Origin of the sequence: Streptomyces sp. PA03-1a, assembly GCF_033792805.1 — a bacterium.
GTDB lineage: Bacteria > Actinomycetota > Actinomycetes > Streptomycetales > Streptomycetaceae > Actinacidiphila.
Genome location: NZ_JARAVO010000237.1, coordinates 1 through 14,643, shown reverse-complemented (window position 1 = coordinate 14,643; position 14,643 = coordinate 1). Strand labels below are relative to the sequence as shown.

14 protein-coding genes are annotated in these 14,643 nt (G+C 73.2%); 11 read left to right on the top strand and 3 right to left on the bottom strand.

The annotated features are described in order from the left end of the window. The 3 genes from PV341_RS36790 to PV341_RS36780 form a co-directional block, all read left to right on the top strand. Positions 1-805: 2-oxo acid dehydrogenase subunit E2 (locus PV341_RS36790; protein ID WP_500360085.1), on the top strand; the 805-nt coding region annotated here is incomplete at its 5' end. 401 nt (positions 806-1,206) lie between these two features. Beyond that, positions 1,207-2,178, top strand: coding sequence for a helix-turn-helix transcriptional regulator (locus PV341_RS36785; protein WP_500360084.1), 972 nt, complete (start codon positions 1,207-1,209; stop codon positions 2,176-2,178). A gap of 88 nt (positions 2,179-2,266) precedes the next feature. Then, on the top strand, positions 2,267-2,782 hold the full coding sequence (locus PV341_RS36780; protein ID WP_500322344.1) for a DUF4240 domain-containing protein: 516 nt from the start codon (positions 2,267-2,269) through the stop codon (positions 2,780-2,782). Between the two features lie 61 nt (positions 2,783-2,843). Here PV341_RS36780 and PV341_RS36775 read toward each other — a convergent pair whose 3' ends face one another. Continuing rightward, positions 2,844-3,329 carry a GNAT family N-acetyltransferase gene (locus tag PV341_RS36775; RefSeq protein WP_500322342.1) on the bottom strand — a complete coding sequence of 162 codons (486 nt, stop codon included), beginning with the start codon at positions 3,327-3,329 and terminating at the stop codon, positions 2,844-2,846. 50 nt (positions 3,330-3,379) lie between these two features. Here PV341_RS36775 and PV341_RS36770 point away from each other — a divergent pair, with 50 nt between their 5' ends. Continuing rightward, on the top strand, positions 3,380-4,282 hold the full coding sequence (locus PV341_RS36770) for a TIGR01777 family oxidoreductase (protein ID WP_500322341.1): 903 nt from the start codon (positions 3,380-3,382) through the stop codon (positions 4,280-4,282). Between the two features lie 154 nt (positions 4,283-4,436). Next, positions 4,437-5,678 carry an NAD(P)/FAD-dependent oxidoreductase gene (locus tag PV341_RS36765; RefSeq protein ID WP_500360082.1) on the top strand — a complete coding sequence of 414 codons (1,242 nt, stop codon included), beginning with the start codon at positions 4,437-4,439 and terminating at the stop codon, positions 5,676-5,678. 613 nt (positions 5,679-6,291) lie between these two features. Here the strand turns inward: PV341_RS36765 and PV341_RS36760 are convergent. Next, positions 6,292-7,815 carry an NsdA family TPR-like regulatory protein gene (locus tag PV341_RS36760; RefSeq protein WP_500360081.1) on the bottom strand — a complete coding sequence of 508 codons (1,524 nt, stop codon included), beginning with the start codon at positions 7,813-7,815 and terminating at the stop codon, positions 6,292-6,294. A gap of 363 nt (positions 7,816-8,178) precedes the next feature. On the opposite strand from PV341_RS36760, the gene lipB reads away from it, so the two are divergent. From lipB to PV341_RS36740, 4 genes are all read left to right on the top strand, one after another. Continuing rightward, the gene (gene lipB / locus PV341_RS36755) at positions 8,179-8,985 is read left to right on the top strand and encodes a lipoyl(octanoyl) transferase LipB (protein WP_500322337.1); all 807 of its coding nucleotides are present in this window, start codon (positions 8,179-8,181) and stop codon (positions 8,983-8,985) included. A 39-nt stretch (positions 8,986-9,024) separates the two neighbouring features. Continuing rightward, positions 9,025-9,999 carry a lipoyl synthase gene (gene lipA, locus PV341_RS36750; protein WP_500360080.1) on the top strand — a complete coding sequence of 325 codons (975 nt, stop codon included), beginning with the start codon at positions 9,025-9,027 and terminating at the stop codon, positions 9,997-9,999. 238 nt (positions 10,000-10,237) lie between these two features. Then, positions 10,238-10,471 carry an SCO2195 family GlnR-regulated protein gene (locus PV341_RS36745; protein WP_499516811.1) on the top strand — a complete coding sequence of 78 codons (234 nt, stop codon included), beginning with the start codon at positions 10,238-10,240 and terminating at the stop codon, positions 10,469-10,471. Between the two features lie 79 nt (positions 10,472-10,550). Next, positions 10,551-11,231, top strand: coding sequence for a DUF4191 domain-containing protein (locus PV341_RS36740; protein ID WP_500322334.1), 681 nt, complete (start codon positions 10,551-10,553; stop codon positions 11,229-11,231). Positions 11,232-11,325: 94 nt separating this feature from the next. On the opposite strand, the gene PV341_RS36735 is transcribed toward PV341_RS36740, so the two are convergent. Further along, positions 11,326-11,793, bottom strand: coding sequence for an RDD family protein (locus PV341_RS36735; RefSeq protein WP_500322333.1), 468 nt, complete (start codon positions 11,791-11,793; stop codon positions 11,326-11,328). A gap of 199 nt (positions 11,794-11,992) precedes the next feature. Here PV341_RS36735 and glnA point away from each other — a divergent pair, with 199 nt between their 5' ends. Both glnA and PV341_RS36725 read left to right on the top strand, forming a co-directional pair. Next, positions 11,993-13,405: a type I glutamate--ammonia ligase gene (glnA, locus tag PV341_RS36730; RefSeq protein ID WP_499511463.1), complete on the top strand. Its 1,413-nt coding sequence runs from the start codon at positions 11,993-11,995 to the stop codon at positions 13,403-13,405. A 703-nt stretch (positions 13,406-14,108) separates the two neighbouring features. After that, entirely contained in the window at positions 14,109-14,567 is a 459-nt protein-coding gene (locus PV341_RS36725) for an SRPBCC family protein (protein WP_500322332.1), read from the top strand. Positions 14,568-14,643: the final 76 nt, after the last annotated feature.

Below are 14,643 nucleotides of genomic sequence, written 5' to 3'. Positions count from 1 at the left end.
CGCCGAGGCAGCCAAGGCCGCCGCTGCCGCGCCGACCGCCCCGGCCCCGGCCGCGGGCGTCACGGTGCCGGCCGCCGCCGCCGCGCTGCGCGGGCAGACCGTCAAGATGACCCGCATCCGCAAGGTCATCGCCGAGAACATGATGAAGGCCCTGCACAGCCAGGCGCAGCTGTCGACCGTGGTCGAGGTGGACGTCACCAAGATCATGAAGCTGCGGGCCCGGGCCAAGGAGTCCTTCCTGGCCCGCGAGGGCGTCAAGCTCTCGCCGATGCCGTTCTTCGTGAAGGCCGCCGCCGAGGCGCTGAAGGCCCACCCGGTCATCAACGCCAAGATCAACGACGACGGCACCGTCACCTACCACGACGCCGAGAACGTCGGCATCGCGGTGGACTCGGAGCAGGGCCTGATGGTCCCGGTCATCAAGGGCGCCGGCGACCTGAGCCTGGCCGGCATCGCCAAGAAGACCGCCGAGCTGGCCGGCAAGGTCCGCAACAAGAAGATCAGCCCGGACGACCTGTCCGGCGGCACGTTCACGATCAGCAACACCGGCTCGCGCGGTGCGCTGTTCGACACGATCATCGTGAACTACCCGCAGGTCGCCGAGCTCGGCATCGGCGCCACCGTGCGCCGCCCGATCGTGATCAACCACCCGGACCTGGGTGAGACCATCGCGATCCGCGACGTGGCGTACCTGACCCTGTCGTACGACCACCAGCTGGTCGACGGCGCGGACGCCGCCCGCTACCTGAACGACGTCAAGGCCCGTCTCGAGGCCGGCGAGTTCGAGGGCGACCTCGGTCTGTAACCGACCGGAGTCCTCGCGGGACCGTACGACGGCCGAGGCCCCAGCCCCCTCCGGGCTGGGGCCTCGGCCGTTCTCCGGCAACTCCCCCGCCCGTTGAACGGTCCGGGCCCGGCGTACGTACGGAAGGGGGCAGGGCCCGGGGAGCCGGATGCCGCCGAACGCGCCCTGCAGCGACGGCGGATCGGCGAGGCCGACCACCGCCGGGCGGTGACCGCGGGTCACCGTCCCCTGCTCCCGCCGGGGCGCCACCGTCCCCACCGGCCCGGCCGCCCTGGCGGGTTGCACGCTGCGGTGACCTTCCCCCCGCGCTGACGCGCACGCAGCGGGCTCCGGCGGGGCCGGTCCGGACCTCCCGGACCGGCCCCGTCCCGGTGCCCACGGCGACCGCATAGCCTCGGGGCATGCGTGCGGCACGACTGATCCACCTCGTCCTCCTGCTCCAGTCCCGCGAGTCGATGACGGCCACCGAACTCGCCAAGGCCCTGGAGGTGTCCGAGCGCACCGTCGGCCGGGACGTACTGGCCCTGTCGGAGGCGGGGGTGCCGGTCTACGCCGAGCGGGGACGCGCCGGCGGCTACCGGCTGGTCGACGGCTACCGCACCCGGCTGACCGGGCTGGCCCGCGCGGAGGCGGAGGCGCTCTTCCTGTCCGGGGTGCCCGCCGCGCTGCGGGCCATGGGCCTGCACGACGCCGGTTCCTCGGCCCGCCTGAAGGTCTCGGCCGCCCTGCTGCCCGAACTGCGGGACGCGCCGCGCGCGGCGGCACAGCGCTTCCACCTGGACGCGCCGGGCTGGTGGCAGGAACCGCAGACGCCGCGGCTGCTGCCGGCGCTCGCCGAGGCGGTGTGGGGGGACCGGCGGCTGCGGGCCCGATACCGGCGCGGGGAGGCGGAGATGGAGGTGGAGCGCGCGCTGGATCCGTACGGCCTCGTGCTCAAGGGGGGCGTCTGGTACCTGGTGGCGCGTTGCGGCGCGGACGTCCGGGTCTACCGGGTGGACCGGTTCACCGCGGCGGAGCCGACGGAGGATCGTTTCAGCAGGGACCCGGACTTCGACCTCCCCGCGTTCTGGGACGCCCGGGCCGCCGAGTTCGCCCGCTCGGTGCTCCGCGACGAGGTCGTCCTGCGCCTGACGCCCGACGGCGCCCGCCGCCTGCCGTACGCCGCCGACCGCACCGCGGCCCGCGAGGCCCTCGCGGCCGCCGCGCCGCCGGACGCACGGGGGCGGGTGACCGTCACGCTCCCCGTCGAGAGCCAGGACGTCGCCTACGAACAACTCCTCTCCCTCGGCCCCGACGCCGAGGTGCTCGGCCCGCCGGCCCTGCGCGAGCGGCTGGCCGACGCGGTCCGCGCCATGGCCGCCGTCTACGCCTGAGGGCCGTGCGGTGCGGCCCGCGACACGGGGCCGCGTCTGCCGTGTTCCGCGTGCGTCGGAGGGCCGCAGCCAGGATGCTGGAGCGGTGATGGACGAGACGGAGTTCTGGGAGATCGTCGACAGCACGCGTGAGGCAGCGGGGGGCGACCCGGAGGAGCACGCCGACCTCCTGGTGGAACGGCTGACCCAGCTCGACCCGGAGTCCGTCGTCGACTTCGCGCGGCACTTCGAGAGCCGTTTCAACCGGGCCTACCGCTGGGACGTGTGGGGCGCCGCCGACCTCATGCTGGGCGGCGCCGGCGACGACGCTTTCGACTTCTTCCGGTGCTGGCTCATCGGCCAGGGCCGGCACGTCTTCGAGGGTGCCGTCCACGACCCCGACAGCCTCGCGGAGATGACCGACTCCTTCGACCCCGAGGTCGACGGCGACGCGGAGGACCTCGGCTACGCGGCGGACGAGGCGTACGAGCAGCTCACCGGGGTCCGGCTGCCGGACCTGGACCTGCCGCCGCAGCCCGCCGAGCCGGAGGGCGTCTACATCGACTTCGAGAACACGGCCGCGGTGGCGGAACGATTCCCCCGGCTCTGGGAACGCTTCGGCTGAGCCGGACCGCGCCGGCCGGGCGCCCGGCGTCCCGCGCCGCCGGGCCGTACCGGGTGACCCGTCAGACCCGGCGCCCCATGCACACGTCGTCCACGTAGACGCCGTCCAGCAGGAACTCCCCCCGCAGGACGCCCTCCACGGTGAACCCGGCCGCCTCGTACAGCCGCCGGGCCGGGGTGTTGTGGCCCAGCACCCGCAGCGTGACGCGCACCGCGCCCTGCCGGCGGGCCTCCGCGACGGCCGCCAGGACGAGTTCCAGCCCCACCCCGCGGCCCCGCGCCCAGGTGTCGACCGCCAGGCCCTGGATCTGGCGCACGTGGGCGTTGGAGGCCAGCGGCGTCGGCGGCGCCACCCCGACGAAGCCGGCGACGCGGCCGTCGGCCTCCGCCACCAGGAACGCGTCCGGGCCCCAGCGCTCGCTGAAGAAGTCCTCGTTCTCCTCCCGGGGCGGCCGCACCGCGTGCAGGGTCGACCAGGTCGCCCGCTCCAGACGGACGAGCGCGGGGTCGTCGGAGAGCTGGGCCGGGCGCACGCGGAGGTCGGACATGCGGGTCACCTTCCCACACCACGGGGGCCGTTCCGCGCGACGATGTCCCCATGCGCATCGCCATCACCGGTTCGTCCGGCCTCATCGGCTCCGCCCTGGTCCGCTCCCTGCGCTCCGACCGGCACGAGGTCGTACGCCTCGTCAGGCGCGAGCCGTCCGGGCCGGACGAAGTGCGCTGGGACCCATGGGAAGGCACGATCGACACCGCGGGACTCGCGGGCGTGGAGGCCGTCGTCCACCTCGCCGGCGCCGGGGTCGGCGACCACCGCTGGACGGACGACTACAAGCGGACCATCCGCGAAAGCCGCGTGCGGGGCACCGACACCCTCGCGCGGGCCCTCGCCTCCCTGGACACCCCACCGCGGGTGCTCGTCAGCGGCTCCGGCATCACCGCGTACGGCGACACCGGCGACCGCCGGGTCGACGAGGGCGCCCCGCTGGGCACCGGTTTCCTCCCCTCCGTCTGCCGCGACTGGGAGGCCGCCGCCGGCCCGGCCCGCGACGCCGGCGTCCGCACGGCGTTCGCCCGCACCGGTCTGGTCGTCTCCGGCAGGGGCGGGGCGTGGGGCCGGCTCTTCCCGCTCTTCAAGGCGGGCCTGGGCGGCCGGCTCGGCGACGGCCGCCAGTACTGGAGCTTCATCTCCCTGCACGACCAGATCGCGGCGCTGCGCCACATCGTCGACACCGGGTCCGTCTCCGGGCCGGTCAACCTGTGCGCGCCCGAAGCGCTGACCAACGCCGAGGTGACCCGGGCGATGGGACGGGTGCTGGGCCGGCCCACGGTGTTCGCGGTCCCCGGACCCGTACTGCGCACGGTCGTCGGGGAGTTCGCCACCGAGATCCTTGGCAGCACCCGTGCGGTGCCGCGGGTGCTGCTCGACTCCGGGTTCACCCACACCCACCCCGGGATCGACGAGGCGATCCGCGCCGCACTGGCCGAAGAAAGGCACTGAATGCCACCCACAGCCATTTTCCGGCATCAGTTGGCGCGTGAGTGGGCATGACGGTTCCAGCGCCAGCTGACGCGAGCGGGGAAACGTGCCGACCTCGGGGAGGGGCATCGTGCTCTCTACAGCACGCTCTACGGGTTCACCTACGGACGTGTGCGTGATCGGAGCCGGCCTCGCCGGGCTCTCCGCGGCACATCACCTCACCGGTGCGGGGCTCACCGTCACCGTGCTGGAGGCCGAGGACCGGGTCGGTGGCCGCATGGCGACCGAGAAGGTCGACGGCTTCCTCCTCGACAGGGGTCCACAACTGCTCAGCACCTCCTACCCGGAGCTGCGCCGCACCGCGGTCCTGCGGGGCCTGCAGCTGCGGCCGCTCTCCCCCGGCGTCCTGGTACGGGCCGCCGGCCGCGGCTACCGCGTCGGCGACCCGCGCGGCGCACTCGCCGCCGCGCGGGCGCCCATCGGCTCGCCCCTGGACAAGGCCCGGCTGCGGGCGGCCCTCAACCGCCTGGCCGACGCCCCCGTCGAGCGCCTCCTGGACCGTCCCGAGACCACGGCCGCCGCCGCCCTCGCCTCGCGCGGCTTCGCACCCCGCACGGTCGACGGGTACCTGCGGCCGCTGCTGTCCGCGCTGCTCTGCGACCCGGACCTCACGACGTCCAGCCGGGTCGCCGACCTGGTCCTGCGCGGCTTCGCGCTCGGCCGTACGTGCCTGCCGGCGGGCGGCGCCGTGACGGTGCCGCAGGCCCTGGTGGCCGCGCTGCCGCCCGGGACGGTCCGCACCGGGGTGCGGGCGGTCGCCGCGGCCACCAACGGCGTCCGCACCGCGGGCGGGGACGAGATCCCGTGCCGGGCCGTGGTCGTCGCCACCGGGGCCCGCGCGGCGGCCGGACTGCTGCCGGGGCTGCGGGTCCCCGCCTTCCACGGCGTCACCGTCCTGCACCACGCCGCGCCCGCGGCACCGCTGAAGCAGCCCGCGCTCGTCCTCGACGCGGACCGGCGCGGGCCGGTCTCCCACACGTTTCCGGCCAGCCTCGTCGACCCCTCCCGCGCCCCCGTGGGCCGCGCCCTGGTCACCTCCGTACTGCTCGGCCGCGCCGCCGCCCCCGTCCCGGACGACATCGCCGTCCGGACCCACCTCGCGGAGCTCTACGGCACGTCCACGGCGGCGTGGGAGCTGCTCGCCGTCCACCACGACGCCGAGGCGCTCCCCGCGATGACGGCCCCGCACGACCTGCGCCGCCCGGTGCGGATCCTGCAGGGCCTCTACGTCTGCGGCGACCACCGGGACACCAGCACCGTCCAGGGCGCCCTGCTCTCCGGCCGCCGCGCGGCCCAGCGCCTCCTCCGCGACGTCGGCCTCCCCCCGGCGCCCCCCGCCGAACCCCTGGCCGCCTGACCGCCACCCGGGGGAGGGCGTGGGTCGGACCGCGCGGTCTGATGGGACGCGCTGCGCGGCCTCAGCCGGGCGCCGAACGGGCGGCATGCCCTGCGCCGCCCGAAGCCGGTCCGACGTGCGCGGCCTGCCTGACGCCGGCCCGTCAGGGTCGCGGGCACACCGCCGGTCGTGGACGCGCGGACGGGGCGGAGTCGCGGTGGAGCGCCGAGGCGGCAGAGCGGCGGCCGCGCACCGGCGCGGTCCCTCTCGCCACCGTCGCGTATCTGCCGGATCGGCGGCCCGGCACCCCCGGGGCTCCCTCTCCACACGAGACACCCGGCGCGGCGCAGTGGCGCCAGCCGGCCCCCGGCTCTCCGGCCCCATGGGCGCGCCGCCCTCCGGCCGCGGCGCCGTCCGGTGCACCCGGCAGCCTGGGCCGGGGCACCTGAGGCCAGCGGGCTCCCCCCGCTGGTCCACGGACCGCACCGGGCCGGCACAGGACCCCCTGCGACCGCCGGAGCCTGTACCCCACGCGCCGGCGCGGCACCACGGCGGAACCCTGCGAACCGCGCCGGGGCGGGAACCCGTCAGGGCCGGATCTCGACGGCGGCACCCCCCGCGCCGCCGACCGGTGTCACCCCGCCGGGACGCCCAGCGCGGCGGCGCGGTCGTGGAAGGCGCGGACGGGGGCGGCGTCGCGGTGGGTTTCGAGGCGGCGGCTGAAGTCGCGGACGTACTCGACGGCACGGAGCGAGCGCATCTCGACCGCGGCCTGCATGGCCTCCGCGCCGAGGGCGCAGGCGGCGTCGACCTCGCCGAGGCCGAGGCGCGCGGCGGCCAGCACCGTGCGGCAGAAGACGCGGCTGCGCGCGTACGCGTGGCCGCGCAGTTGCAGCGAGCGTTCGGCATGCTGCGAGGCCGCGCGGTACTGGCCGAGGTCGCGGTGGCAGTGGCCGAACTCGTCCGCGAGCTGGGCCTCGTCGAAGAAGCGCGCCCAGGACGGGACGTCGTCGCCGTTCCTGACCGCCTCCAGGGCGCGTTCGGCCCGCACCAGTGCCGCCGTGCAGGCGCGGACCTCGCCGAGCAGTCCGTGACCGCGTGCCTCGGCGGCGTGGAAGAGCGCCTGTACGACCGGTGGGGCACCGCCGGCGGCGCCCTGCTGGGCGACCCGCGCCAGCTGGACGGCCTCGCGGCCGTGCCCGAGGTAGACCGCTTGGCGGCTCATCGTGACGAGGACGTACCCCCCGTAGACCCGGTCCCCGGCGGCCTGCGCGAGCCGCAGCGCCTGCACGAAGTACCGCTGGGCGAGCCCGTGCGCGCCGATGTCGTACGAGGTCCACCCCGCGAGCCGGGTGAGGTCGGCGACCGCCGCGAACAGGCGGCGCCCCATGGTCTCCCCGTAGGTGCCGCGCAGCATGGGTTCGGCCTCGTGCTCCAGGTAACGGACGAGGGCCTGCCGCGCGTGGCCGCCGCCGTAGGCGTTGTCGAGGGTGCGGAAGAGCTCACCGACGGAGCGCAGGGCGGCGATGTCCCCCACGCCGACCCGCTGACCGGTGCCCCCGAAGACCGCGGGCGCGGCGACCACGACCGGTGCGGGCGCCCCGCGTGACCCGCCCCCCGCGCGCTGGGCCGGCAGCCGCGCCGCCCCCGGACCGCCGCCGTGGCCGGGACCTGGACCGGAGGGGCCGTCGCCCGGCTCGGGGCCGCGCCCCACCCGGTCGTCCGCCCTGCCGATCAGCCAGTCACGGCTGGGGACGACCAGTCCCGCGGGGGTGAACGCGATCTTGCGGAGGTCGGCCTGGTTCCCGGTGTCCTTCCGCCACAGCCCGGAGATGATCTCCACGGCCTCCTCCGGGGAGGAGGCGTACTCCAGTCCCGCGTAGACCGGGGCGACGGCGTCGAGGCCGAGGTCGTGGGCGGACAGCCGCCGGCCGAGCCGCCGGGTGAAGACCTCGGCGATGAGTGCGGGCGTCGTGCCCCGGGGCTGCTGGCCGCGCAGCCACCGGGTGACGGAGGTCTTGTCGTACCGCAGATCCAGACCGTGCTCGATGCCGAGCTGGTCCACCCGACGGGCGAGCCCGGCGTTGGAGAACCCGGCTTCGGCGATCAGGGCGGCCAGTTGACGGTTCGGGGGGCGCTGCGAGGAACGGTCGGACATCAGTGGTGCGGTCCCCTGCCTTCCGGGCGTGCGGGCGTGCGAGTTGCGGAGTTGCGGGTGTCCGGCTGCGCGGGTGCGCGGCGCCGCGGGCGTCCGGAGCGGTGTCCACCGCCCGCGGCCCCCGGAGCCATCCGCAGAACGGCGCGAATGTAACGTTCTGTATCGACTCACTCACCACCCGAGCGCCTCGCATTCGCTGTATCGGGTGAATCTGCACCCACATATCGGCAGAACGCTTCCTTTGCCCTTCGTCGGGTGCTAAGCCCCCGGCCCCGTGCGGGACACCACCTGACCGGACGTACAGTTGCTGGGGCGCTCTTGACTCGTGGAGGGGCGCCGCAAAGGACCACAAAGGGAGCGGCCGTGAGTGACCTGCGCTTCGTCCACCTGGGCTTCGGCGAGGACGCGGTGGAGTACCTGGAGGCGTGGGAGGAGCAGCGGCGCGTGCACGCCGCGCGCTTCGCCGACGAGATCCCCGACACGTGCCTGCTGCTGGAGCACCCGCCCGTCTACACCGCGGGCCGCCGCACCGAGGACAGCGAGCGTCCGCTGGACGGCACCCCCGTGGTGGACGTCGACCGCGGCGGCAAGATCACCTGGCACGGGCCGGGCCAGCTGGTCGGCTACCCCATCCTGAAGCTGCCGCGCCCGGTGGACGTGGTCGCGCACGTGCGCCGCCTGGAGGAGGCGCTGATCAACGCGTGCGCCGAGTTCGGCCTGGAGACCACCCGGGTGGAGGGCCGCAGCGGCGTGTGGGTGCTGGGCGACCCGATCGAGGACCGGCCGCCGGTGATCCCGGGGCTGACCCTGGACTTCGACCCCCGGCTGCAGGACGACGAGTTCGACCCCCGCCTCTCGGGCCCCGAGTACGCCCCGTCCAACGCCGGCCAGCGCCGCGAGGACCGCAAGCTCGCCGCCATCGGCATCCGCGTCGCGAAGGGCGTGACGATGCACGGCTTCGCGATCAACTGCAACCCCGACAACACCTGGTTCGACCGGATCGTGCCGTGCGGCATCCGGGACGCCGGGGTGGCCTCGCTCAGCAACGAGCTGGGTCGCGAGGTCGCCGTCGCCGAGGTCCTCCCGGTGGTCGAGAAGCACCTGCGGCTGGTCCTGGAGTCGGCCGAGCCGCTCCCCCGGGCCGTCCAGGAATCCACAGGCGTACGCTGATGTTCACCAAGGAAATGAAGCCGCGAGAGGGAGTCGGACGTGTCCGCTGTCGCACCTGAAGGCCGCAAGATGCTGCGTCTGGAGGTCCGCAACAGCCAGACCCCCATCGAGCGCAAGCCCGAGTGGATCAAGACCCGGGCCAAGATGGGTCCCGCGTACACCGAGCTGCACGGCCTGGTGAAGCGCGAAGGTCTGCACACGGTGTGCCAGGAGGCGGGCTGCCCCAACATCTTCGAGTGCTGGGAGGACCGCGAGGCCACCTTCCTCATCGGCGGCGACCAGTGCACCCGGCGCTGCGACTTCTGCCAGATCGACACCGGCAAGCCGCAGGCCCTCGACCGTGACGAGCCGCGCCGCGTCGGCGAGTCCGTCGTCACCATGGACCTGAACTACGCCACGATCACCGGCGTCGCCCGCGACGACCTGGAGGACGGCGGCGCCTGGCTGTACGCCGAGACCGTGCGGCAGATCCACGCCATGACCGCCGAGCGGGCCGACGGCCGCACCAAGGTCGAGCTGCTGATCCCCGACTTCAACGCGGTGCCCGAGCAGCTCGCCGAGGTCTTCGGCGCCCGCCCCGAGGTGCTGGCCCACAACGTGGAGACCGTGCCGCGGATCTTCAAGCGCATCCGCCCCGGCTTCCGCTACGAGCGGTCGCTGGAGGTCATCACCAAGGCGCGCGAGGCGGGCCTGGTGACCAAGTCCAACCTCATCCTCGGCATGGGCGAGGAGCGCGCCGAGGTCAGCCAGGCGCTGCAGGACCTGCACGACGCGGGCTGCGAGCTGATCACCATCACCCAGTACCTGCGTCCGAGCCTGCGGCACCACCCGGTGGAGCGCTGGGTGAAGCCCCAGGAGTTCGTGGAGCTGAAGGAGGAGGCCGAGGAGATCGGCTTCGCCGGTGTCATGTCGGGCCCGCTCGTGCGCTCCTCGTACCGGGCCGGCCGGCTCTTCCAGCAGGCCGTCGAGCGCCGCGGCGAGCGCGGCGGGGTCGTCGCCGCACAGGCGGTCTGATCACGCTGCGGTGACCTCCGGATCACCGCCGGAACGTGCGGTTCGTCACGTCAGGGGCTCCCCCGGGGGCCCCTGACGCGTCCCTGACGTGCCGTACGTCCGCGGAGGACGGCGCAAAGCCACCGCCGGGGTTTCACGACGGTTTGACCGACCGGTCACGGACTGGTAACACAATGTGGTGACTCTGGATGAGCGGAACATCCACCCGCGTCTGAGCCGTCCTGAGGGGGACACCACCATGCAGGCCGAGGCCGCACACCTCCACCGCCAGAGCACCACCATCCCCGGCGCCGCCGCCGGCGCGCTGCGCGCCGTGGAGTACTTCCTGTTCCGCGGCGCGGAGGAGACGGCCCGCCGCAACGCCTGGTCCGCCGTCCTGGAGGACCGCAAGCGCGCCAAGGACCGCCGCGACGCCCAGCACGTGATGGACGCCCTGGTCTCCTCGCGCGCCCCGCGCGGCGACGTCCTCTAGACCCCGGCAGAGCCTCCGGGCGAAAACCGGACCCCCTCCGGTGGGGCCCGGGACGCGCGGGCCACGTATCCTGTGCGGCATGGCGAGGGAAACATCCGAGAGCAACCCTGGGCGCCTCAAGCAGATCGCCCAGACCTACAAGATGACCAGGCGGGTCGACTCCAAGGTCGGTCTCGTCCTTGCGGCTGTGGGAATCGTCACCTTCGGTGTCATCCTCGCCATCGGCTTCTTGATCGGTCACGAGATCTACGCGGGCATCCTGGGCTTCCTGCTGGCCCTGCTGGCGATGGCGGTCATCTTCGGGCGGCGTGCCGAGAAGGCCGCGTTCGGCCAGCTCGACGGACAGCCCGGCGCAGCGGCGGCGGTGCTGGACAACGTCGGCCGCGGCTGGTCGGTGACGCCCGCGGTGGCGATGACACGTAGCCAGGACGTCGTGCACCGCGCGGTCGGCAAGGCCGGCATCGTCCTGGTCGGCGAGGGCAACCCGAACCGGGTGAAGGGCCTGCTGGCCTCCGAGAAGAAGAAGATGGCGCGCATCGTCGTCGACGTCCCGGTCACCGACTTCGTCGTGGGCAACGACGAGGGCCAGGTGCCGCTGAAGAAGATCCGCACCACCCTGCTGAAGCTGCCGCGGGTCCTGCCCGGCCCCAAGGTCACCGAGGTCAACGACCGGCTGCGGGCACTGGGCGACCTGATGAGCAACATGCCGGTGCCGAAGGGCCCGCTCCCCAAGGGGATGCGGATGCCGAAGGGCCGCTGATCGCATACGAAACGGAACGCGGAGTGCCCCGGACGAATCGATTCGTCCGGGGCACTTCGCGTGGTGTGCGCCGCGGTCACATCCGCAGCCGCGGTCACATCCGGATCTGGACCGCCTTCACGGCCCGGTCGTGCATGCCGCGGGTGTCGCGGTCCCAGACCACCGCCGGGATGACCAGCAGGAGCAGCAGCGTCCGCAGCGCCGCGGCGCCCATGCCCAGCCGCCCGCCGTCCTGCCGGACCACGCGCAGCCGCAGCAGGCGCTTGCCCGGGGTGGTGCCGATGGTGCCCAGCAGCAGCACGCTCATGAGGCCGAAGACCACCGTGGTCCACGGATTGGCCGCGGCCGCGTCACGGTGCGCGATCAGCCCGTATGCGATCACCGCGCACAGGCCCCAGTCGATGAAGAGGGCCCCGATGCGCCGCCCGACCGGGGCGATCGAGCCGGGGCCCTCCTCGGGCAGCCCGAGGCGCTGCCCGCGGTAGCCGAAGTCGACGCCCATCCGCTCCGCGGCGGCCTTCGGGCCCTCGATCCACGATCCGATGACATCCCTGTTGTCCACGGCTCCACGGTAACCCCCCGCCCCGGGGCGCCCGCGTCCGACCCGGCACCCGTGCGGCGGCTCGGTTAACCTGCAAGAAACAAATGGGTCACGAGAGGGAAATGCCCGATCTCTATGGTCGGCACCAACGTGCGCCACCGCACTGGTCGCACCCATGAGCTGCAATCCGGCCTCCCGGGCCGGGCCAAGGAGGAGTTGGATGTCGTTCCAAAACGCCGACGAGGTGAAGAAGTTCATCTCGGACAACGACGTCAAGTTCGTGGACGTCCGGTTCTGCGACCTGCCCGGTGTGATGCAGCACTTCACGGTCCCGGTCGAGTCCTTCGACCCGGACGAGCAGCTGATGTTCGACGGCTCCTCGATCCGCGGCTTCCAGGCCATCCACGAGTCCGACATGGCGCTGATCGCGGACCTGTCCACGGCCAAGCTGGACCCGTTCCGCAAGGACTCCACGCTCAACGTCAACTTCTTCATCCACGACCCGATCACCGGCGAGCAGTACAGCCGTGACCCGCGGAACGTGGCGAAGAAGGCCGAGGCCTACCTCGCCTCCTCCGGCATCGCCGACACCGCGTACTTCGGCCCCGAGGCCGAGTTCTACGTCTTCGACAGCGCCCGCTTCGAGACCAGCGCGAACCAGTCCTTCTACCACATCGACTCCGAGGCCGGCGCCTGGAACAGCGGTGCGGAGCAGGACAACCGCGGCTACAAGGTCAAGTACAAGGGCGGCTACTTCCCGGTCCCGCCGGTCGACCACTTCGCCGACCTGCGCGCCGAGATCACCCTGGAGCTGATCAAGTCCGGCCTGCAGGTCGAGCGCCAGCACCACGAGGTGGGCACCGCCGGCCAGGCCGAGATCAACTACAAGTTCAACACGCTGCTCGCCGCGGCCGACGACCTGATGCTCTTCAAGTACATCGTGAAGAACGTCGCCTGGCGTGCCGGCAAGACCGCGACCTTCATGCCCAAGCCGATCTTCGGTGACAACGGCTCCGGCATGCACGTCCACCAGTCGCTGTGGACCAACGGCGCCCCGCTGTTCTACGACGAGCAGGGCTACGCGGGCCTGTCCGACACCGCCCGCTACTACATCGGCGGCATCCTCAAGCACGCCCCGGCGCTGCTGGCCTTCACCAACCCCACGGTGAACTCCTACCACCGCCTGGTCCCCGGCTTCGAGGCCCCGGTCAACCTGGTCTACTCGCAGCGCAACCGCTCCGCGGCCATCCGCATCCCGATCACGGGTGCGAACCCCAAGGCCAAGCGCATCGAGTTCCGCGCCCCGGACTCCTCCGGCAACCCGTACCTGGCCTTCTCGGCGCTGCTGCTGGCCGGCCTCGACGGCATCAAGAACAAGATCGAGCCGGCCGAGCCCGTCGACAAGGACCTGTACGAGCTCGCCCCCGAGGAGCACGCGGGCGTCCCGCAGGTCCCGACCTCGCTGTCGGCGGTCCTGGAGTCCCTCGAGGCCGACCACGAGTTCCTCCTCCAGGGCGGGGTGTTCACCTCCGACCTGATCGAGACCTGGATCGACTACAAGCGGACCAACGAGATCGCGCCGATCGCGCTGCGCCCGCACCCGCACGAGTTCGAGCTCTACTTCGACATCTAAGAACGCCGCAGGTCACAGCACCTGCATCCCCTCCGGGGCCGTACCGGGGCCGTCGCCTGCGTCCTTCCTCATCCGGAAGACGCGGTCGACGGCCCCGTGCGTTCGGCGCCGGGCGGTGCCGGATCCCACGGCGCCGGTGAGGTTCGGGGCCGGTTGGTGGCACCGACGCCTGTCGGGTCGGTAGGTGCGTCCGCCGCTCGAATTCCTCGTCGAGCAGCGCGACGATCTGCCGAAGCTCACGGCGGGCACGCAAAGGCAGGGCCTCCAGGATCGCTTCGACGTTGTCCCGGCCGGCCAAGCGCTCATAAGGCACCGGTCAACTGACCGTGCTCTGACCAAAATTGCCTTCGGCCGAGCCTTCCTTGAACACCCTCTTCCTGGTCATGCGAACGGCGACATTCCCTTGCTCTCCAGGTGAGCGAGCACCGCGTCAAGGCATGCATCCGCCGTGGCCATGTCCGCGCGGAAGAACGAGTCCTCGCCGAGCGGTCCACCGCTGACGAGCCTTGAACACGGTCGCGACTCCGCGCTCGGCCAGCCACGCCATCAGTTCGAACATGTCCCTACGCGCCCCTCCGGGAGGATCCTCCCGCCCCAGAGCCGGCTGACGGCTTTCCCGTTCCCGGGTGCCGAACGGGGCGCGTACGGGGCTGCGCGGTGGGAGGATCACCGTGCCGCGCGCCGTGTCGAGGAGGGGTCCGGGATGCCGTCCGCCGAACTGAAGCACACCTTCCGGATAGCCGCGCCGCCGGAGGAGGTCTTCGCGCACCTGGCGGAGCCGTCGCACTACATCGGCCTGTCGCCGCTCCTCGTCGACGTCCGCGACGTGCGCCGGAGCGGCGGGACCGTGCGCTACACGGCCGTGGAGCGGTTCCGCTTCCTCGGCCTGCTGCGGCACGACAACGTCATCGACGTCACGCTCGTCGCCGTCCCGGACCGCCTGCCGCACTCCGCCGAGATCTCCGGCGAGGTGCGCAGCCCCGCGCGGGTCCGCATGGGCTACCGCTTCGCCATCGACCGCGACGGGGCCGGCAGCCTCGTCACCGACACCCTGCACCTGCGCACGCCCCCCGGCCTGCTGCGCTTCGCGGCCTCCCAGGCGGGGGCGGTCCAGCAGGCCAGGGCCCGGGTCCTCGCCGCGCGTCTGGACCGGCCCGCCTGAGGGGCGGGGTCCCGCTAGCCGCGGCGGGCCACGCCGCCGTAGAAGCCGATCTCGGCGGAGCGGGGCGGGACCGGGG

Excerpts from the sequence above, each read along its gene's own strand:
- PV341_RS36745 (WP_499516811.1), top strand. The coding sequence starts at position 10,238 with ATGCAGGCCGAGGCCGCACACCTCCACCGCCAGAGCACCACCATCCCC.
- PV341_RS36775 (WP_500322342.1), bottom strand. The coding sequence starts at position 3,329 with ATGTCCGACCTCCGCGTGCGCCCGGCCCAGCTCTCCGACGACCCCGCG.
- glnA (WP_499511463.1), top strand. The coding sequence starts at position 11,993 with ATGTCGTTCCAAAACGCCGACGAGGTGAAGAAGTTCATCTCGGACAAC.
- PV341_RS36740 (WP_500322334.1), top strand. The coding sequence starts at position 10,551 with ATGGCGAGGGAAACATCCGAGAGCAACCCTGGGCGCCTCAAGCAGATC.
- PV341_RS36780 (WP_500322344.1), top strand. The coding sequence starts at position 2,267 with ATGGACGAGACGGAGTTCTGGGAGATCGTCGACAGCACGCGTGAGGCA.
- PV341_RS36760 (WP_500360081.1), bottom strand. The coding sequence starts at position 7,815 with ATGTCCGACCGTTCCTCGCAGCGCCCCCCGAACCGTCAACTGGCCGCC.
- PV341_RS36770 (WP_500322341.1), top strand. The coding sequence starts at position 3,380 with ATGCGCATCGCCATCACCGGTTCGTCCGGCCTCATCGGCTCCGCCCTG.
- PV341_RS36785 (WP_500360084.1), top strand. The coding sequence starts at position 1,207 with ATGCGTGCGGCACGACTGATCCACCTCGTCCTCCTGCTCCAGTCCCGC.
- PV341_RS36725 (WP_500322332.1), top strand. The coding sequence starts at position 14,109 with ATGCCGTCCGCCGAACTGAAGCACACCTTCCGGATAGCCGCGCCGCCG.